Genomic DNA, 17,856 nt, shown 5'->3' on the forward strand with positions numbered 1-17,856 from the left:
GGGTAGACGCGTTGCCATAGAGAGTGCCGATGCCGGTCGTTTATGACAAGCGACGAAGGGTCTTTAAACCTTGTAGGACAAAGCTAGTCTGATGAATAGGCCACACAACGGCTTGCCACTCACCACGCCTGCCATAAGCAGACTTATTGAGGCCATCATGAAAATCCGTGAGCTTGCCCAGCATTGGGAAGAAAACGCCAAGGGTCGCCTGACCCAGACCGGCTACACGATTCACCTGGACGTCGAAGCCGCGGCACGACTGGCGGCAATCTGTGACATGTACCCCAAGCGCCAGCCCGAGGAACTGCTGGGCGAACTGATCGGGGCCGCGCTGGAAGAACTCGAAGCGAGCTTCCCGTACGTCAAGGGGCAGCAGGTGGTCGCCACCGATGAAGAAGGTGACCCGCTGTACGAAGACGTCGGCCCGACGCCGAGATTCCTCGCCTTGTCGCGTAGGCATCTGCATGAGCTTTCCTCGCAGAACGACAAGCCGAAACACTGACTCCCTTCCCGCTCGTGGTCTCCCGGACGCCATGACTGGCGCCGGGAATACCGCTGCACGCCTTGAAAGTTCAGCTTTTTTGCCATTGACCAATCAGTCAGCAATTCTTTTGGCGAATGGCCACCTCCGCTGAACTTTTGAAAAAAGCTTCGGGTCACACCGAATAACCATACTGGAACGGCCGTTTTAATAAACGCGCCCTGGCCTCCGCGCCTAAACAGACGTCACGGTTTCGGTCCCAGCATGGATTTGTAGTTTTTTTCAGGAGTTTTCCAATGGAGTTGAAGCCTATGAATACCTGCACTGCGAAACCCTCATCCGCGGGCCTGCGCGGCCTCAAGCTGGCTGCCCTGGCCATCGGTAGCAGCTTCATCCTGGCCGGTTGCGCGGGCAACCCACCTTCGGAGCAGTACGCGGTGACCCAATCGGCGGTCAACAGCGCCGTGACGGCCGGTGGTACCGAATTCGCCGCGGTGGAAATGAAATCGGCCCAGGACAAGCTCAAGCAAGCCGAACTGGCCATGCACGACAAGAAATACGACGAAGCCAAGCGTCTGGCCGAACAGGCCGAGTGGGATGCTCGCGTCGCCGAGCGCAAGGCCCAGGCCGCCAAAGCGGAACAAGCACTCAAGGATTCCCAGAAAGGGGTTCAGGAACTGCGTCAGGAAGGCATGAACAAGATTCAGTAATCGGTTCAGGCCACGACGTACTTCTCATTGATAAAAGGACGACAGACTATGATGCACAAACACTTGATGATGCCCGCCCTGCTCGCTGCCTGCGTAGCCCTGGCCGCTTGCTCCCATGACCCGAACGCGAACCTGGAACAGGCCCGCACCAACTACAACGGCCTGCAGGCTGACCCAGCGGCGACCAAGGTGGCAGCCCTGGAAACCAAGGACGCAGCCGATTTCCTGGCCAAGGCCGACAAGGCTTACCTGGACCGGGAAGACGAAGCCAAGGTCGACCAACTGGCCTACCTGACCAACCAGCGTGTTGAAGTGGCCAAGCAGACCATCGCCCTGCGCAACGCCGAGGCCGCGCTGAAAAACGCCGGTGACGAACGCGCCCGTGCGCTGCTCGATGCCCGCAATGCGCAGATCAAGCAACTGCAGGACAGCCTGAACGCCAAGCAGACCGAACGCGGTACGCTGGTGACTTTCGGTGACGTGCTGTTCGCCACCAACAAGTCCGACCTGCGCTCCAGCGGCCTGGTCAACGTGAACAAACTGGCACAGTTCCTCCAGGAAAACCCGGACCGCAAGGTGATCGTCGAAGGCTACACCGACAGCACCGGTTCGGACTCCTACAACCAATCGCTGTCCGAGCGCCGTGCCAGCTCCGTGCGCACTGCCCTGGTGAAAATGGGCGTCGATCCGGCCCGCATCGTGACCCAGGGTTATGGCAAGGAATTCCCGGTCGCCGACAACAACAGCGTTTCGGGACGAGCCATGAACCGTCGCGTGGAGGTGACCATTTCCAACGACAACCAACCCGTCGCCCCGCGTTCGAGCATGAGCGCCAACTGATCGGTTGACGGCAATGAAAAAGCCCCGCCTGACCCAGTCAGGCGGGGCTTTTTCATTGCCGAACACTTCCCCACAGGGGAATGGATCAGCTCAAGGCTGCAGCTTCTGCGGCGTCTCCTGGCCCATGCAGCGCACGGCGCGTTTCTTTTCGTTGATCAGCACACCGGTCAGGCCTTTCTGCTCGGTGTCAAACAGCACCAACACACCGTCGATGCATTGGGCCACTTGGGGCGCGGGCTCCAGGGAGACTTTGTAGTCTTCGCCCGGCACGGTCTTGAGCATGGTGAATTCGTTGAGCAGCAACGCGTCCTCGGGCTTGGCGAAGTGCAGGTAACCGTAGTACCACAACACCGCGACAGTGCCGAGGATGCTGCAGATACCGGTGATGATCAGGGGGATGGCGTTACGTTCTTCGCTCATTGCGGACTCTCTGGGGATTGATCGGGTGATTTCGGATAATTCGGCACTTCGCCCAGGCGACGCAGGCCGTCGAAATGCGTGGGGTCGTCGAGGTAGCGCAACATCACGGTTTGCCAGGTCGGGTCGGCGAATGTCTGTACATGCCCGCCACGGGTCAATTGCAGGACCCTGGGCGGCGGCGCAGCTTGGTACAGGCGGATGCCGTTGGAAAGGGGCACGATCGGGTCGTCCAGGCTGTGATAGATCAGTTTCGGCACGCCGGTCAATTGCGCCATCGAGCTGATCGCGCTGTCACCGTCCGGCACCAGCCAGGACAACGGCACCTGGAACGGCCAGGTCAACCACGAGGTGCTCAGGGCAAACCGCCCGACATCGCGATAGCTGGCCGGTACGCCGTCGAGCACCAGCGCCTTGAGCTGTCGCTGGCGCTGCGGATGCTCCACCAGGTAATGCACCGCCAACGCGCCTCCCAGGCTCTGGCCGAGCAACACCAGTGGCTTGCCTTGGACATCGGCGGACCGGTCGAGCCATTGGAACGCGGCGTCGATATCCTGGTAGATCGCCGGCAGGCTCGGCTCGCCCTCGGACACGCCATACCCCCGGTAGTCGACCATCAGCACCTGGTAGCCCTGCTCCGGCAGCCACCAGCTCCCGCCCAGGTGCCAGGCCAGGTTGCCGCCGTTGCCGTGCAGGTGCAGCACCGTGCCCTTGACCTCGACACCCGGCTTGACCGGTAGCCACCAGCCTCGCAGCTTGAGGCCGTCGGCGGTGACCAGGGTGACATCACGATAGTCGAGCTTGGCCCGCTCCGGGGTGAACGGCAGGCCACGCTCAGGGTAGAACAGCAGCGAACTGCAACCGCTCAAGGCCAGCAACAGGCAAAAGATGCCGAGGGTTCGCATCCGGTGAAACCTCGCAAAAATCAGAGTTGGAACGCCATCCCAGTGGGAGCGGGCTTGCTCGCGAAAGCGGTGTGTCAGCTAACGATGATGTCGACTGATACACCGCTTTCGCGAGCAAGCCCGCTCCCACAGGGGCTGGGTGTTGTGTTCAAAGGATATTGGAATAATCCGCTTCGATCCGATCCAGGCTCAGGTGGTTCAGGAAGTTGGAAAAGCACATCCAGGCCGAGAGTGCATTCATGTCGCGGAACTGCTCGGGCAGGTACTTGGGCGGCACGACCAGGCCCTCGTCCACCAATTGCCGCAGGGTGCGCATGTCCTCCAGGGTGGTCTTGCCGCAGAACAGCAGCGGCACCTGCTCCAGCTTGCCTTTGCGCACGGCCAGCTGAATGTAGTTGTAAACCATGATGAAGCCCTTGAGGTAGGACAAATCTTTGGTGAATGGCAGGCCGGTCGGCACCGAGCCACGGAACACTCGGCTGGCGTTGCCGTAGCTTTCCGCCATCTCAAAGCCCTGCTCGCGGAAGAATTCGAAGACCTGCAGGAAATCGGCGCCCTCCTCCACCATGTGGATGGCGCGGGTGCGGTTGGTGAGCTTGCGCAGCCGGCTCGGATAGGAAGCGAAGGTGATGATCTCCATCAGGATCGCCAGGCCTTCCTGGGTCACCGTGGACGAGGGCGGGCCCTTGGACAGGAAGGTGCAGATCGGCTGGTTCAGCCCGTTGAGAGTGGTGCCGACATGCACCAGCCCTTCGTGGACCTCCAGCGCCCGCACATCCCGCTCATTGAACATCGCATCGGTGCGGATCTTGATGTAGTCCGCGCCCGCCGCCGCGTCGGCGACGATCCCATCGGACTCGAACACGCGGATGGTTTCCTCGGCCTCGCCGAACACCCGGTTGAGCCGGTGTTGCAGCAGGCTGACGGCGTCCTGGGCGCTGAGGATCTTCGGCTCGTCCTTCAGGTCGCCACGGCCGTCGATGTTGTTCAGGTAGTCGGACAGCATCAGGCCCAGGTCGGCCAGCGTCGGGTCGCCGGCGTGGAAGGCGTCGGAGGCCGCGCCGTAGAGCTCCTGGGAAATCAGCCCGAAATCCTCGGTGCCCCGGGCTTCGAGCATGCGCACCACCATGCGGTACTCCTTGCACATGCGGCGCATGATCTGGCCCACCGGGTTGAACTGCCCGAGCTGGCGGGTGATGTCGCGCTCGATGTTCTGGAACTCCAGCTTCACCTTGCTGGAATCGAAGGACAGCGGTCGATTGAGGTAATAGTCGCGGTCCACGGCGGGCATTTCCTTGCCCTTGGCCTTGAGAAACCCTTTGCGGATGTTCTCGTCCCACTTCACCGCATCGAGGACGCGGATCGGCGTTTGCGCCAGCACAATGCGATCGGACAAGGTGCGTATCGTCTGCTGGTAATCGTCCACCCGTAACTCCTGTGAAAAGACATCTGCCTGCTGCGATTATTGGGATCTGGCCTGCCGCTGGTAGCGCACGGCCTCCGAGAACACGTCGGAATTGGCCGGATCGTCGAGGTAACTGAAGACCTTGTCCATGTCGCTGTCCACCAGCACGCCGTCACCGGCCTCGCTCTGGTTCACCTGGCCGCTGAGAATCTTCTGGTCGATGGCCTGGTTGACCTGCTCCAGGTCCAGGTTGTAGACCACCAGCTCGTGCTTGTCGGTGAGTTCGAAGCCGGCGATCACGAAATGACCGCCATAACGGGCCGGCACCTTGGCCGACAGGTACCAGCGGCTGCCATGGCGCGAGACCGTGAGCGGGATGGCTTCGCGTTCCTGGGGCCTGGCCCTGAAGTAGCTGATGGCCTGGTAGCGGTGCTTGCCGACCTTCGTCAGTTCCAGGTTCAGCGGCTCGCCCCAGGCATTGGTGCTGGTCCACTGGCCGAGCAGGCCCTTGGGCGCCGCCTCGGCGTCGGGCAGCGGCGTCTTGAACGACACCAGGCAGCCACTTAGCAGCAGCAACGACACGGCCAGTACAACGGCACGCCAGGTTTTCATTGGAACTCCCTATGGTAGACGCCCGGTCCCTGTGGCGAGGGAGCTTGCTCCCGCTGGGCTGCGCAGCGGCCCCATTTTGTGAGTGCTGCGCACTCAAGCGGGAGCAAGCTCCCTCGCCACAGGACAATGGTGCCCCCCAAGATGGGTTACACCGACGCCAATACCAGGTGCATGTAGCGGGTCAGGATACCGAGCATATCTTCACCGGCGACCGGCTCGGCGCCATTGAGCAAGCCCTGATATTCCATCCGTCCGATAATCGCCGTCAACACTTTGGCATCCTGTTGCGGTTCGCGGGAGCCCAATACCTGGAAAAACTGACAGGTGCCGTGCAGCAGGATCTGCTGGTGGGAACGCACCAGTTGCGCCAGGCGCGGGTTGAGCAGTGCTTCCTGGCGAAACGCCTGCTCGGCCATCAGGTACTCGCGACGGCTGTCCAGTTGGTGTTGCACGTAGTCGGCGGTCATCCGGGCAATGTCGTCCGCCAACTGCGAGCGGGACTCGGCGCTGCCGTCACCGTAGGCGACCATTTCACGCAAGAGGCCTTCGTTGCTGGTCCACAGCTTGGCCATGAACGCCGCGCTGCGTTCCACGTACTGGGCGAAGGTATCGGTGAGCAGGTCATCGATGTCCTTGAAATAATACGTCGTGGCCGACAGCGGCACGCCCGCCTCGGCGGCCACGGCGCGGTGGCGAACCGCACGCACGCCATCGCGCACCACAATGCGCATGGCTGCGTCGAGAATCTCCTGGCGCCGCTGCTCACTGCCCTGTCGGCTGGCCTTGCGGCCCTGGTACTGAACACTTTCAGCGACAGCCGTGGCGACGCCCGCGGCACCTTCTGAAGCCATTGCACGATTCACGACAGGTCTTTCCTCGCTCTTTCAAAAGTAACCAATTGATACGTTTGTACCAGACAGGCAATAAAAAGCCGCCCTTCCAGGCGGCTTTTTATTTGAAACCCTTACGCTTGCGGCCGCATGTGCGGGAAGAGGATGACATCCCGGATCGACGGCGAGTTGGTCAGCAACATCACCAGGCGATCGATGCCGATGCCTTCACCGGCGGTCGGCGGCATGCCGTACTCCAGGGCACGCACGAAGTCAGCGTCGTAGTGCATGGCTTCGTCGTCGCCGGCGTCCTTGTCGGCCACCTGGGCCATGAAGCGCTCGGCCTGGTCTTGCGCGTCATTGAGCTCGGAGTAGGCGTTGGCGATTTCGCGGCCACCGATGAACAGCTCGAAGCGGTCGGTCACGCTTGGGTCTTCGTCGTTGCGACGGGCCAGCGGCGACACTTCGAACGGGTACTGGGTGATGAAGTGCGGCTGCTCGAGCTTGTGCTCGACCAGCTCTTCGAAAATCATCACCTGCAGCTTGCCCAGGCCTTCGAAGCCGAGCACCTTGGCACCGGCTTTCTTGGCGATGGCACGGGCCTTGTCGATGTCCCGCAGGTCGTCAGCGCTGATGTCCGGGTTGTACTTGAGGATCGAGTCGAACACCGACAGGCGCACGAACGGCTCGCCGAAGTGGAACACCTTGTCGCCGTACGGCACGTCGGTGGTGCCGAGCACCAGCTGCGCCAGCTCGCGGAACAGTTCCTCGGTCAGGTCCATGTTGTCTTCGTAGTCGGCGTAGGCCTGGTAGAACTCGAGCATGGTGAACTCGGGGTTGTGCCGGGTCGAAACGCCTTCGTTACGGAAGTTGCGGTTGATCTCGAAGACTTTTTCGAAGCCACCGACCACCAGGCGCTTGAGGTACAGCTCGGGGGCGATACGCAGGAACATTTCCATGTCCAGGGCGTTGTGATGGGTCTCGAACGGCTTGGCCGCCGCACCGCCAGGGATGGTCTGCAACATCGGCGTCTCGACTTCGAGGAAGTCGCGCTTCATCAGGAAGCTGCGGATGTGGGCGATGACCTGCGAGCGTACGCGGAACGTCTGGCGCACCTCTTCGTTGACGATCAGGTCGACGTAGCGCTGGCGATAGCGCTGTTCGGTGTCGGTCAGGCCGTGGTGCTTGTCCGGCAGCGGGCGCAGGGACTTGGTCAGCAGGCGCACGTGGGTCATTTCAACGTACAAGTCGCCTTTGCCGGAGCGAGCCAGGGTTCCTTCGGCGGCAATGATGTCGCCCAGGTCCCAGGTCTTGACGGCGGCCAGGGTTTCTTCCGGCAGGGTCTTGCGGTTGACGTAGACCTGGATGCGCCCGGTCATGTCCTGGATCACCATGAACGACCCACGGTTGAGCATGATGCGACCGGCCACCTTGACTGGAATCGCCGCCTCGGCCAGTTCTTCCTTGGTCTTGTCCGCGTATGTCTTCTGCAGCACGTCGCAATACGCGTCGCGGCGGAAGTCATTCGGGAAAGGCTGGCCCTTGGCGCGCTCGGCAGCCAGCTTTTCCTTGCGCAGGGCGATCAGGGCGTTTTCTTCCTGTTGCAGGGCTTGCGGGTCGAGTTCTAGGTCGCTCATGTCTTTAAGGTTTCCATCACAGGTTCGTTGCCTCCAGCGCCGGGCCGGAGTGGGCGGGCAAGCCTCGCGCCTCTCTTGGGAGCGGGCCTGCCCGGCGCATGGGTGTCGCGTTACAGGCCTTGCTTGAGGCTCGCTTCCAGGTATTCGTCGATGTCGCCGTCGAGCACCTTGTCGCAGTCGCTGCGTTCGATGTTGGTGCGCAGGTCCTTGATGCGCGAGGCATCGAGCACGTACGAACGGATCTGGTGACCCCAGCCGATGTCCGACTTGCTGTCTTCCAGGGCCTGGGACGCCGCGTTGCGCTTCTGGATCTCCTGCTCGTACAGGCGGGCCCGGAGCATTTTCATCGCGGTGTCTTTGTTGGCGTGCTGGGAACGTTCGTTCTGGCAGCTGACCACGGTGTTGGTCGGTACGTGGGTAATCCGCACGGCCGAGTCGGTGGTGTTGACGTGCTGGCCACCGGCACCCGAGGAGCGATAGGTGTCGATGCGCAGGTCCGCCGGGTTGATCTCGATCTCGACCTTGTCGTCGATTTCGGGCGACACGAACACCGCCGAGAACGAGGTGTGGCGACGGTTGCCGGAGTCGAACGGGCTCTTGCGCACCAGGCGATGCACGCCGATCTCGGTGCGCAGCCAGCCAAAGGCGTATTCACCCTTGATGTGCACGGTGGCGCCCTTGATCCCGGCGACCTCGCCGGCCGACAGTTCCATGATCGTCGCGTCGAAACCGCGCTTGTCGGCCCAGCGCAGGTACATGCGCAGCAGGATGTTGGCCCAGTCCTGGGCTTCGGTGCCGCCGGAACCGGCCTGGATGTCCAGGTAGGCGTTGTTCATGTCCATCTCGCCGCTGAACATGCGGCGGAATTCCAGCTTGGCCAGGGATTCTTCCAGGCGGGCCAGTTCGGCGACGACATCGCCGACCGCGCCTTCGTCGTTTTCCTCGACGGCCATGTCCAGCAGGTCGCGGCAATCGCTCAGGCCGCTGGCCAGTTCGTCCAGGGTCTCGACGATCTGCGCCAGCGCAGAACGCTCGCGACCCAGTTCCTGGGCGTATTCAGGTTTGTTCCAGACACTCGGATCTTCAAGCTCGCGATTGACTTCGGTCAGGCGCTCATGCTTTTGATCGTAGTCAAAGATACCCCCGAATAGTTTCGGAGCGCTCGGACAGGTCCTTGATGGTGTTCAGGATCGGGTTGATTTCCATGGCGGGCAGCACTCGTTGGCGAACTTTTGAAAGCCGGCGAGTATAACGTAATCACGCGCCAGCGGCAGCCCGCCTGGCGGCTTTGGAGGAAGGAGATTCAGAGTAAGGGCCAGACTCCGGCCCTTGTGGCGAGGGGATTTATCCCCGCTGGGTTGCGAAGCAGCCCCAAAGCAGCCAAGTCGGCTCACCTGACTTACCCGCTAGTCGCTCTTACAGGGCCGCTACGCAGCCCGACGGGGATAAATCCCCTCGCCACAAAAATCCCCCTGTTGCCTTGGGCGTTATTCGATACCCACCCGGTTGCGCCCATTGTGCTTGGCCATGTACAGGCCCTTGTCCGCCGCCGAGATCAGTTGCCGGCTGTCGCCGCCCTGCTGCGGAGTGACGGTGGAGACGCCGATGCTGACGGTCAGGTTCGCGCCGCCGTCGGGGGTGTTGTGGGGGATGTTCAGGGCGACCACGCTCTGGCGCAGCTTTTCGGCCATCAACCGGGCGCCGCCAGGCGAAGTGCCAGGCAGGACCAGGGCGAATTCTTCGCCACCGTAGCGGGCCGGCAGGTCGGAGGGGCGACTGCAGGCATCGCGGATCGCCGTGGCGACCTTGCGCAGGGCTTCGTCGCCCTCCACGTGGCCGAAGTTATCGTTGTAGGACTTGAAGTAATCCACATCGATCATCAGCAGCGACAGCTGGCTCTGGTCGCGCATCGCCCGGCGCCATTCCAGCTCCAGGTACTCGTCGAAATGCCGCCGGTTCGACAGCCCGGTCAGGCCGTCGGAGTTCATCAGCCGTTGCAGCACCAGGTTGGTGTCGAGCAATTGCTGCTGGCTGATGCGCAGGGCGCGATAGGCCGCGTCGCGTTGCAACAGCATCATGTAGGAGCGCGAGTGGTAGCGGATGCGCGCCACCAGTTCGATGTTGTCGGGCAACTTGACCAGATAGTCGTTGGCCCCCGCGGCGAATGCCGCGCTCTTGACCAGCGGGTCTTCCTTGGTGGACAGGACAATGATCGGGATATCGCGGGTGGCCGGATGGTTGCGGTATTCGCGCACCAGGCTCAGGCCATCGAGGCCGGGCATCACCAGATCCTGGAGAATCACCGTCGGCTTGATGCGGATTGCATGGGCGATGGCCTGGTGCGGGTCCGAGCAGAAGTGGAAGTCGATGTTTTCTTCATTCGATAGCCCGCGCCGCACCGCCTCGCCGATCATCGCCTGGTCGTCGACGAGCAGGACCATCGCGGCGTTCTCGTCGCTCTTGAATTCGTCGAGCTGTAAATCATGCATGGGGGCTTACCTGAATACGGCCTGAGGCAAGACGGCCGGGGGTCGTCATGGGGCAAAAATCTCCAACAGCCTTGGCGCTATGCGGTCCAGGGCAAGTATATGGGCGGCAGCATCGATGGCGGCGGCGGCCTTTGGCATACCGTAGACCGCGCTGCTGCTCTGGTCCTGGGCGATGGTCACGCAACCCTGCTGGCGCATCAGTTTAAGCCCTTGCGCGCCATCGCGCCCCATGCCGGTGAGCAATACACCCACTGCGTCACCACTCCAGAAGTGCGCGACGCTCTCGAAAAACACGTCGATGGAAGGGCGGTAGATCTCGTGCACCGGCTCGGCGGTGTAGGCCAGGGTGCCGTCCTTCAACAGCCGCAGGTGATGGTTGGTCCCGGCCAGCAGCACCGTGCCGCCCTGGGGTGTCTCGCCTTCCCGGGCCAGGCGAACGGTGTGCCCCGAGGCACTGCTCAGCCACTCGGCCATGCCCGCGGCAAATACCTCGTCCACGTGCTGGACCAGCACGATGGCCGGGGCAAAGTCGCGCGGCAAACCCTTGAGCAGGATCTCCAGGGCCGCCGGGCCGCCGGCCGACGAGCCGATGGCCACCAGGCGCTTGCGCGATACCGCCGCACGCTGCGACGCCGGCGCCGAGCGCTCGCGGTTGCCGCGCTCACCGATCAACCAGCCGATGTTGGCGATCTTGCGCAACAAGGGCGCCGCCGCATCGGCCGGGTTGCCGACGCCCAGGGCCGGCGTGTCGACCACGTCCAGCGCCCCGTGCCCCATGGCCTCGAACACGCGGTGGACGTTCTGCTGACTGTCACCGGTGACGATCACGATCGCGCACGGCGTGTCGGCCATGATCCGCCGGGTCGCCTCCACGCCGTCCATGATCGGCATGAACAGGTCCATCAGGATCAGGTCCGGGGTGTATTCGGCGCAGCGCTGCACCGCCTCGGCGCCATTGGCGGCCACCCAGACCAACTGGTGCGCCGGTTCTAATGCCAGGGCGCGGCGCAGGGCCTCGACCGCCAGGGGCATGTCATTGACGATGGCGACCTTCAAGCGCGTGCTCCTCCGATCAATTCGACCACGGCGTCGAGCAAGGCGTCGTCATGGAAGCTCGCCTTGGCTAGATAATAGTCGGCGCCGGCGTCCAGGCCACGACGGCGATCTTCTTCGCGGTCCTTGTAGGACACCACCATCACCGGCAGCGATTGCAGACGGTTGTCGCGCCGCAGCAGGGAGACCAGCTCGATGCCGTCCATGCGCGGCATGTCGATGTCGGTGATCAGCAGGTCGAAGTCTTCCGAACGCAAGGCGTTCCAGCCGTCCATGCCGTCCACCGCCACCGCCACGTCGTAACCGCGCCCCAGCAGCAGCTTGCGTTGCAGCTCGCGCACGGTCAGCGAATCGTCCACCACCAGGATGCGCTTGCGCGGGGCCTGGGCCTGGTCCTGCCGGGCAATGCGCTCCAGGCGCCCGGTGTCGAGCAGCTTGTCCACCGAACGCAACAGGTCTTCGACGTCGACGATCAACACCACCGAGCCGTCGTCCAGCAGGGCCCCGGCGGAAATGTCCTGGACCTTGCCCAGGCGTTCGTCCAGGGGCAGCACCACCAGGGTCCGCTCGCCAATGAAACGCTCCACCGCCACGCCATAGATCGCCTCACGCTCGCGGATCACCACCACTTTGAGGGTCTGTTGGTTGTTCTGCGTCGCCGGGCGATTGAGCAATTGGGTGGCCGCCACCAAGCCGACGTGCCGACCTTCGTACCAGAAATGCTGGCGTCCTTCGACCTGGACGATGTCTTCCGGCGCCAGGTCGCACATCCGCTCGATGTGGGCCAGGGGAAAGGCATAGGCCTCGTTGCCGACATCCACCACCAGGCTGCGCACCACCGACAGCGTCAACGGCACTTCGAGGTGGAAACGGCTGCCCTCGCCCGCCGTCTGCTCCAGCACCACCGACCCGCGCAACTGCCGGACCATGTGCTGGACGGCGTCCAGGCCGACACCGCGCCCGGACACTTCGGTGACTTTGTCGCGCAGACTGAAACCGGGCAGGAACAGGAACGTCAGCAGCTCCTCTTCGCTCAGGCTGGCGGCCGTCTGCTCAAGGGACAGGCCGCGCTCGACGATGCTGCGACGGACCCGCTCCAGGTCCACGCCGGCACCGTCGTCGGCCAGCTCCAGGACCAGCAACCCGGCCTGGTGAGAGGCCCGCAGGCGAATCAGGCCTTCGGCGGGCTTGCCGGCCAGTTGCCGTTGCTCCGGGGTTTCGATGCCATGGTCCACGGCGTTGCGCAAGAGGTGGGTCAGCGGCGCCTCGAGCTTCTCCAGCACATCGCGGTCGACCTGGGTTTTCTCGCCTTCGATTTCCAGGCGCACTTGCTTGCCCAGGCTGCGCCCCAGGTCGCGCACCATGCGCACCTGGCCGGAGAGCACATCGGCGAACGGGCGCATGCGGCAGGCCAGCGCCGTGTCATACAGCACTTGCGCCCGCTGACCGGCCTGCCAAGCGAATTCGTCCAGCTCGGCGGTTTTCTGCGCCAACAGTTGCTGGGTCTCGGCCAATAAGCGCCGCGCATCGTCGAGGGCTTCCTGGGCTTGCAGGCTCAGGGCGTGCTCCTTGAGGTGCACGTTCAACGCCTCAAGGGCACGCAAGCCATTGCCCTGTTGGCGCTTGAGCCGTTGCAGGGTCGCCAGCCAGGGCTTGAGGCGCTGGGTTTCCACCAGGGACTTGCTCGACAGGTCGAGCAAGCCGTTGAGACGCTCGGCGGTCACCCGCAGGACCCGCTCGCCACCTTCGATGACCCGCTTGCCCTTGGTGGCCGGCTCCGCGGGCTGCGGGGCTTGCGGCTCGGGCAACTCGACGCGGACCGGCGCCACCGGCACCTCGATCCTGGCCGGCGTCACCAACGCGTCCTGCACGACGCTGGGATCCAGCCAACGCCCCATCAGGCTGACATAGGCCTCGATCTCCGCGGCGCCCACGTCGTTGCCCGGCGTGGCGATGCGCGTCAGCAGGTCGGTGCCTTGCAGCAAGGCGTCGATGTGCTCGGCCGTCAGCACCAGGCGCCGTTCCTGGGCGCTGACCAGGCAATCCTCCATCACGTGGGCCACGCTGACCCCGGCGTCCACCCCGACGATCCGCGCCGCGCCCTTGAGCGAGTGCGCGGCGCGCATGCATGACTCCAGGTGATCGGCCTGGGTCGGGTCACGTTCCAGGGCCAGCAGCCCGGCACTCAGCACCTGGGTCTGGGCTTCGGCCTCCAGGCTGAACAACTCCAGCAGCGACGCGTCGCGCATCTGGTCAGGGGTCATGACAGGCTCCGGGTCACGGCAGACAACAACTGTTCTTCGTCCAGCCAGCGCAGGCTGCGCCCCTTGTAGGGCAACACGCCACGGGTGTACTTGCCGGCGGACGGCGAAGCGTTCGCCAGGATGCGTTCGTCGATGGCATGAATACCGTCCACCTCGTCCACCGGTACCACCACCGCCCCGCCCTTGGCGGCGACGATGAGCATGCGCGGCTGGCTCCGGGCGCCGGACGCCGTGATGCCGCCGGGTTCCAGGTCCAACAGCTCCGCCAGCGACAGGCAGGCCACCAACGCCCCGCGCACGTTCGCCACGCCCAGCAAGGCCCGCGAACGCTGGTGCGGCAACGAATGGATCGGCTGCAACGGCGCGACCTCCACCAGGCTGCGGGTGGTCAGGCCCAGCCACTCTTCACCCAGGCGAAACATCAGCAACGAGCGGGTGACAAGGTCGCTGTCCACCGGCGCCTGGACCCGCGCCCGGTCATCCTGCTGCAAGGCGTAGCGGTCGAGCAGCCGGGTAGCGGCGGCCGAATACACCGCGCAATTGCGGCAGTGGATGTGCTCGACCAATAGCGGGCAGGACTTGTCGCCATGGATCCCGATACGGTTCCAGCAATCGTCGATTGCCTGGGCCTCGTCATGGATGACGTGGTAAGAAGCCGGACCGCTCATTGTTTACGCTCACTGTCTGCCGCGCGCCCACTGCGCGCGGCGCGTTCCTGCAATCGACGCGCGCCAGCCGCGTCTCCCTGGGAAGCCAGCAGCGCCGCCAGGTGCACCAGGGCCTCGGCGTGCTGCGGTTCAAGATAAAGCGCCTTGCGGTAGAAACCCTGGGCCTGGAGTGCGTCGCCGGCCATGTCGCTGAGCAACCCCAGCCAATAGAACACCTGGGCCACCGGCGCGTGGTTGCGCAGATACTGTTCGCACGCCGCACGGGCCTCGGCACTTTTGCCACCGTTGGCCAGGGCCGCGATCTGCGCCAGCAAGGCGTCAGCCTCGCGGTTTCCTGGCTCGGCAACCGGCGCCACCGTTGGGGCGAACGGCCGGGGCCTCGCCACCGGGGGGACAACCCGCGGTGGCGGCTGGCGCACCGGTGGCGGGGTCGGCGCCAAGGCCGGCAACGGTTGTGGCTCGGCGACGCCCTGGCGGCTGAAGGCGAACGATTGGGGCACGCCGATTGAACGCATGCCCAGCCGCCCCAGCAGGCTGCCTTCGGCCGGGCCGATAAACAGCACGCCGTCCTGGTGGGTCAGGCGCTTGAGCACCTCGAACACCCGCTGCTGGATCGGTTGGTCGAAATAGATCAGCAGATTGCGGCAAAACACAAAGTCATAAGGCGCCTCGTTCACCAGCAACGCCGGATCCAGCAGGTTGCCCACTTGCAGGCGCACCTGCTCGCGCACCCGTTCGTCGAGGCGATAGCCGTCATCTTCAGCGACGAAATACCGCTCGCGAAAACCCAAGTCCGCCCCACGGAAGGAGTTCCTGTAGTAGCGCGCCCCCCTGGCCCGCTCCACCGACAGCGGGCTGACGTCCAGGCCATCGACCTTGAACTGATGGGGCTTGAGGCCCGCGTCGAACAAGGCCATGGCGATGGAATAGGGCTCCTCGCCGGTGGAGCACGGCAGGCTGAGGACGCGCAACGCACGCAGGTGGTTGATCTCGGCCAGGCGTTTGATGGCCAGCCTGGCCAGGGTGGCGAACGACTCCGGATAGCGAAAGAACCAGGTCTCCGGGACGATCACCGCTTCGATCAGCGCCTGCTGTTCCTGGGTCGAATGCTGCAGGGTTTGCCAGTATTCATCGGCGGTTCGTCCTACCACGGCCAGGATGCGCTGGCGCACGGCCCGCTCGATGATGGCGGTGCCAACAGACGTCACGTCGAGGCCGATGCGCGCCTTGAGGAAGTCGAAAAAGCGTTGGTCACTGCTCATGGCCGCGCCTCGAAATCATGCGGGTTGAGCGGCGGAGTGGGGAACAACATGGCGTGAACCGACGCGTCGAGCAGGTCATTGACCCGCACCCATTGCAGCAACCCCTGGGCGTCTTCGCGCACAGGGCCCAGGTACGGCGCCTGCCGGTTCTCCAGGCCATAGGGTTGGAAGTCCGCCGGATCGCAACGCAAGGTGTCGGTGGCCTGTTCCAGGATCAGCCCCAGCACATGCCCCGCTTGGCCGCTGTCGGGCCGGTAATGGACCAGCACCAAGCGCGTGCTGGTGCGGGCCTCGGCGTCCTGGCCGAATGTCAGGGCGCACAGGTCGATCACCGGCACCACCGTACCGCGCCAGGCAAACACGCCCGCCACCCAGGCCGGCGCTCGCGCAATGGGCTTGAGGGGCAGGCGCGGCAGTACCTCCACCACATCGATGGCCTGCAACGCATAACGTTCGTTGCCGATGCGAAACACCAGGAACAGCGCCTGGCGGGCCGTCGGCGCGGTGCCATGCCGGGTCTCGAATTCGCCCATCAGACTTTGAAACGCGAGACGCCACTGCGCAGCCCTACGGCCACCTGGCTCAGTTCATCGATCGCGGAACTGGCCTGGCGCAAGGACTCCACGGTCTGGCTGCTGGCGTCGCCCAGTTGCACCAGGGCATGGTTGATCTGCTCGGCCCCCGTGGCCTGGGCCTGCATGCCTTCGTTGACCATCAACACCCGCGGTGCCAGCGCCTGGACCTGATGGATGATCTGTGACAGCTGCTCGCCGACCTGCTGCACCTCGGCCATGCCTCGACGCACTTCTTCGGAGAACTTGTCCATGCCCATCACGCCGGCCGATACGGCGGACTGGATCTCGCGCACCATTTGCTCGATGTCGTAGGTCGCCACGGCGGTCTGGTCGGCCAGGCGACGCACTTCGGTGGCCACCACGGCGAAGCCGCGCCCGTATTCACCGGCCTTCTCGGCCTCGATGGCGGCGTTGAGGGACAACAGGTTGGTCTGGTCCGCCACCTTGACGATGGTCACCACCACCTGATTGATGTTGCCAGCCTTCTCGTTGAGGATCGCCAGCTTGGCGTTCACCAGGTCGGCGGCGCCCATCACCGAATGCATGGTGTCTTCCATGCGCGCCAGGCCTTGCTGGCCGGAGCCGGCGGCCACCGAGGCCTGGTCGGCAGCGGTGGAAACCTCGGTCATGGTGCGCACCAGGTCGCGGGACGTGGCGGCGATTTCCCGGGACGTCGCGCCGATCTCGGTGGTGGTGGCGGCGGTTTCAGTGGCCGTGGCCTGTTGCTGCCGTGACGTGGCGGCGATCTCGGTCACCGACGTGGTGACCTGCACCGACGAACGCTGGGCCTGGGCCACCAGCGATGTCAGTTCGGCCATCATGTCGTTGAAGCCGGTTTCCACCGCGCCGAATTCGTCCTTGCGCGCCAGGTTCAGGCGTCCGCTCAGGTCGCCGCTGCGCATGACGTCTAGGATCTCCACGATGCGGTTCATCGGCGCCATGATCGCGCGCATCAGCAACAGCCCGCACAGCAGCGCGATGATGAGCGCGACGAGAAATGACAGGCCCATGGCCACCTTGGCCGCCGTCACCGCATCGCCGATGGTCTGGGTGGCGTTTTGCGCGAGCTCGCGATTGCGTTCGATGATGCGGTTCAGGTGCCCGCGGCCGCCGATCCAGGCCGGCGTCAGCTCCTTGTCCAGGATCTGCCGCGCGCCTTCGTAGTCCTTGCGCTGGTACAAGTCCAGGACCTTGGCCATGGCTTGGTTGAACGCCTGGTGGTTGGCCTCGAACTCGTCGAAAGACGCCTGGTCGGCGGGGTTCTGGATCAGTTTTTCATAGTTCTCTATTTCTTCGCGCAGGTGCTGCTCGAAGCCCTGGTAGCGGGCCTTGTCCTCGGCGGTGAGCTCGCGGTTTCCGGAAAGGCCGACGATCTGCTGGGTCAGGACGTAGTTGTCGACCCAGCCACCGCGAATCATGGAGCTGTAGTACACCCCCGGCACCGCATCGGCACGCACCCGTTCTTCACTGTCCTGGATCTTCAGCAACCGCGAGTACGAGACAACCACCATGAGCAGCATGATGGCGATGATCACCGCGAAACTCGCCAGGATGCGTTGGCGCAATGTCCAGTTCTTCACAGTAAAACCTCAGGCACTTTGAAAATGCTGGGGAGTATAGCTGAGGGCCGGGGAACGGCTGTATGGGCGCGCCCTGCAAAAAACTGTGGGAGCGAGCCTGCTCGCTCCCACAGGAGGTGTTTTCTGAA

The 17,856-nt window shown here is 63.8% G+C and carries 17 protein-coding genes and 1 pseudogene; 3 read left to right on the plus strand and 15 right to left on the minus strand.

The genetic code is table 11. The annotated features are described in order from the left end of the window. Nucleotides 1-157: 157 nt before the first annotated feature. From V3H56_RS21755 to V3H56_RS21765, 3 genes are all read left to right on the plus strand, one after another. Nucleotides 158-502 carry a hypothetical protein gene (locus V3H56_RS21755; RefSeq protein ID WP_042731033.1) on the plus strand — a complete coding sequence of 115 codons (345 nt, stop codon included), beginning with the start codon at nucleotides 158-160 and terminating at the stop codon, nucleotides 500-502. Between the two features lie 275 nt (nucleotides 503-777). Then, nucleotides 778-1,191 carry a DUF4398 domain-containing protein gene (locus V3H56_RS21760; RefSeq protein WP_042731034.1) on the plus strand — a complete coding sequence of 138 codons (414 nt, stop codon included), beginning with the start codon at nucleotides 778-780 and terminating at the stop codon, nucleotides 1,189-1,191. A gap of 51 nt (nucleotides 1,192-1,242) precedes the next feature. After that, a complete protein-coding gene (locus tag V3H56_RS21765) occupies nucleotides 1,243-2,031 on the plus strand; it encodes an OmpA family protein (RefSeq protein ID WP_042731039.1) in 789 nt (262 codons plus the stop codon). 90 nt (nucleotides 2,032-2,121) lie between these two features. Here the strand turns inward: V3H56_RS21765 and V3H56_RS21770 are convergent, their stop codons facing one another. The 15 genes and pseudogenes from V3H56_RS21770 to V3H56_RS21840 form a co-directional block, all read right to left on the minus strand. After that, entirely contained in the window at nucleotides 2,122-2,451 is a 330-nt protein-coding gene (locus tag V3H56_RS21770) for a hypothetical protein (protein WP_053147832.1), read from the minus strand. Continuing rightward, on the minus strand, nucleotides 2,448-3,353 hold the full coding sequence (locus tag V3H56_RS21775) for an alpha/beta hydrolase (RefSeq protein WP_042731036.1): 906 nt from the start codon (nucleotides 3,351-3,353) through the stop codon (nucleotides 2,448-2,450). Before V3H56_RS21775 ends, V3H56_RS21770 begins: the two co-directional genes overlap by 4 nt. 43 nt (nucleotides 3,354-3,396) lie before the next feature. Beyond that, nucleotides 3,397-3,483 (minus strand): annotated as a pseudogene (locus V3H56_RS21780) (metal ABC transporter ATP-binding protein); the annotation flags it as partial. A gap of 18 nt (nucleotides 3,484-3,501) precedes the next feature. Further along, the gene (locus tag V3H56_RS21785; protein ID WP_042731037.1) at nucleotides 3,502-4,779 is read right to left on the minus strand and encodes a flavohemoglobin expression-modulating QEGLA motif protein; all 1,278 of its coding nucleotides are present in this window, start codon (nucleotides 4,777-4,779) and stop codon (nucleotides 3,502-3,504) included. Between the two features lie 36 nt (nucleotides 4,780-4,815). Further along, nucleotides 4,816-5,370 carry a hypothetical protein gene (locus tag V3H56_RS21790; RefSeq protein WP_042731038.1) on the minus strand — a complete coding sequence of 185 codons (555 nt, stop codon included), beginning with the start codon at nucleotides 5,368-5,370 and terminating at the stop codon, nucleotides 4,816-4,818. A 146-nt stretch (nucleotides 5,371-5,516) separates the two neighbouring features. After that, nucleotides 5,517-6,233, minus strand: coding sequence for a TetR family transcriptional regulator (locus V3H56_RS21795; protein ID WP_042730686.1), 717 nt, complete (start codon nucleotides 6,231-6,233; stop codon nucleotides 5,517-5,519). A gap of 101 nt (nucleotides 6,234-6,334) precedes the next feature. Further along, a complete protein-coding gene (gene lysS / locus V3H56_RS21800) occupies nucleotides 6,335-7,837 on the minus strand; it encodes a lysine--tRNA ligase (RefSeq protein WP_042730685.1) in 1,503 nt (500 codons plus the stop codon). A 110-nt stretch (nucleotides 7,838-7,947) separates the two neighbouring features. Beyond that, nucleotides 7,948-9,043, minus strand: a protein-coding gene (gene prfB, locus V3H56_RS21805) for a peptide chain release factor 2 (RefSeq protein WP_123579921.1) whose coding sequence is annotated in 2 segments (ribosomal slippage) — nucleotides 7,948-8,970 and nucleotides 8,972-9,043 — 1,095 coding nt in all. Because the reading frame shifts where the segments join, the coding sequence is not laid out codon by codon here. A 281-nt stretch (nucleotides 9,044-9,324) separates the two neighbouring features. Then, nucleotides 9,325-10,326, minus strand: coding sequence for a PleD family two-component system response regulator (locus V3H56_RS21810; protein WP_042730683.1), 1,002 nt, complete (start codon nucleotides 10,324-10,326; stop codon nucleotides 9,325-9,327). Between the two features lie 45 nt (nucleotides 10,327-10,371). After that, a complete protein-coding gene (locus V3H56_RS21815) occupies nucleotides 10,372-11,382 on the minus strand; it encodes a chemotaxis response regulator protein-glutamate methylesterase (RefSeq protein ID WP_047736736.1) in 1,011 nt (336 codons plus the stop codon). Continuing rightward, nucleotides 11,379-13,643 carry a hybrid sensor histidine kinase/response regulator gene (locus V3H56_RS21820; RefSeq protein WP_047736738.1) on the minus strand — a complete coding sequence of 755 codons (2,265 nt, stop codon included), beginning with the start codon at nucleotides 13,641-13,643 and terminating at the stop codon, nucleotides 11,379-11,381. Before V3H56_RS21820 ends, V3H56_RS21815 begins: the two co-directional genes overlap by 4 nt. After that, a complete protein-coding gene (locus V3H56_RS21825; protein ID WP_047736740.1) occupies nucleotides 13,640-14,311 on the minus strand; it encodes a chemotaxis protein CheW in 672 nt (223 codons plus the stop codon). Before V3H56_RS21825 ends, V3H56_RS21820 begins: the two co-directional genes overlap by 4 nt. After that, nucleotides 14,308-15,573, minus strand: coding sequence for a protein-glutamate O-methyltransferase CheR (locus tag V3H56_RS21830; RefSeq protein WP_047736742.1), 1,266 nt, complete (start codon nucleotides 15,571-15,573; stop codon nucleotides 14,308-14,310). The genes V3H56_RS21825 and V3H56_RS21830 overlap by 4 nt, the downstream gene beginning before the upstream one ends. After that, entirely contained in the window at nucleotides 15,570-16,106 is a 537-nt protein-coding gene (locus tag V3H56_RS21835) for a chemotaxis protein CheW (protein WP_047736744.1), read from the minus strand. Before V3H56_RS21835 ends, V3H56_RS21830 begins: the two co-directional genes overlap by 4 nt. Next, the gene (locus tag V3H56_RS21840; RefSeq protein ID WP_042730677.1) at nucleotides 16,106-17,728 is read right to left on the minus strand and encodes a methyl-accepting chemotaxis protein; all 1,623 of its coding nucleotides are present in this window, start codon (nucleotides 17,726-17,728) and stop codon (nucleotides 16,106-16,108) included. Before V3H56_RS21840 ends, V3H56_RS21835 begins: the two co-directional genes overlap by 1 nt. Nucleotides 17,729-17,856: the final 128 nt, after the last annotated feature.

It is taken from the genome of Pseudomonas sp. MS646 (genome assembly GCF_036693845.1).
Classification (GTDB): Bacteria; Pseudomonadota; Gammaproteobacteria; order Pseudomonadales; family Pseudomonadaceae; genus Aquipseudomonas; species Aquipseudomonas chlororaphis_E.

Bases quoted from the DNA above. Each gene is read 5' to 3' on its own strand.
- V3H56_RS21755 (WP_042731033.1), top strand. From the start codon at position 158: ATGAAAATCCGTGAGCTTGCCCAGCATTGGGAAGAAAACGCCAAGGGT.
- V3H56_RS21760 (WP_042731034.1), top strand. From the start codon at position 778: ATGGAGTTGAAGCCTATGAATACCTGCACTGCGAAACCCTCATCCGCG.
- V3H56_RS21765 (WP_042731039.1), top strand. From the start codon at position 1,243: ATGCACAAACACTTGATGATGCCCGCCCTGCTCGCTGCCTGCGTAGCC.
- V3H56_RS21770 (WP_053147832.1), bottom strand. From the start codon at position 2,451: ATGAGCGAAGAACGTAACGCCATCCCCCTGATCATCACCGGTATCTGC.
- V3H56_RS21775 (WP_042731036.1), bottom strand. From the start codon at position 3,353: ATGCGAACCCTCGGCATCTTTTGCCTGTTGCTGGCCTTGAGCGGTTGC.
- V3H56_RS21790 (WP_042731038.1), bottom strand. From the start codon at position 5,370: ATGAAAACCTGGCGTGCCGTTGTACTGGCCGTGTCGTTGCTGCTGCTA.
- lysS (WP_042730685.1), bottom strand. From the start codon at position 7,837: ATGAGCGACCTAGAACTCGACCCGCAAGCCCTGCAACAGGAAGAAAAC.
- V3H56_RS21810 (WP_042730683.1), bottom strand. From the start codon at position 10,326: ATGCATGATTTACAGCTCGACGAATTCAAGAGCGACGAGAACGCCGCG.
- V3H56_RS21820 (WP_047736738.1), bottom strand. From the start codon at position 13,643: ATGACCCCTGACCAGATGCGCGACGCGTCGCTGCTGGAGTTGTTCAGC.
- V3H56_RS21825 (WP_047736740.1), bottom strand. From the start codon at position 14,311: ATGAGCGGTCCGGCTTCTTACCACGTCATCCATGACGAGGCCCAGGCA.
- V3H56_RS21830 (WP_047736742.1), bottom strand. From the start codon at position 15,573: ATGAGCAGTGACCAACGCTTTTTCGACTTCCTCAAGGCGCGCATCGGC.
- V3H56_RS21835 (WP_047736744.1), bottom strand. From the start codon at position 16,106: ATGGGCGAATTCGAGACCCGGCATGGCACCGCGCCGACGGCCCGCCAG.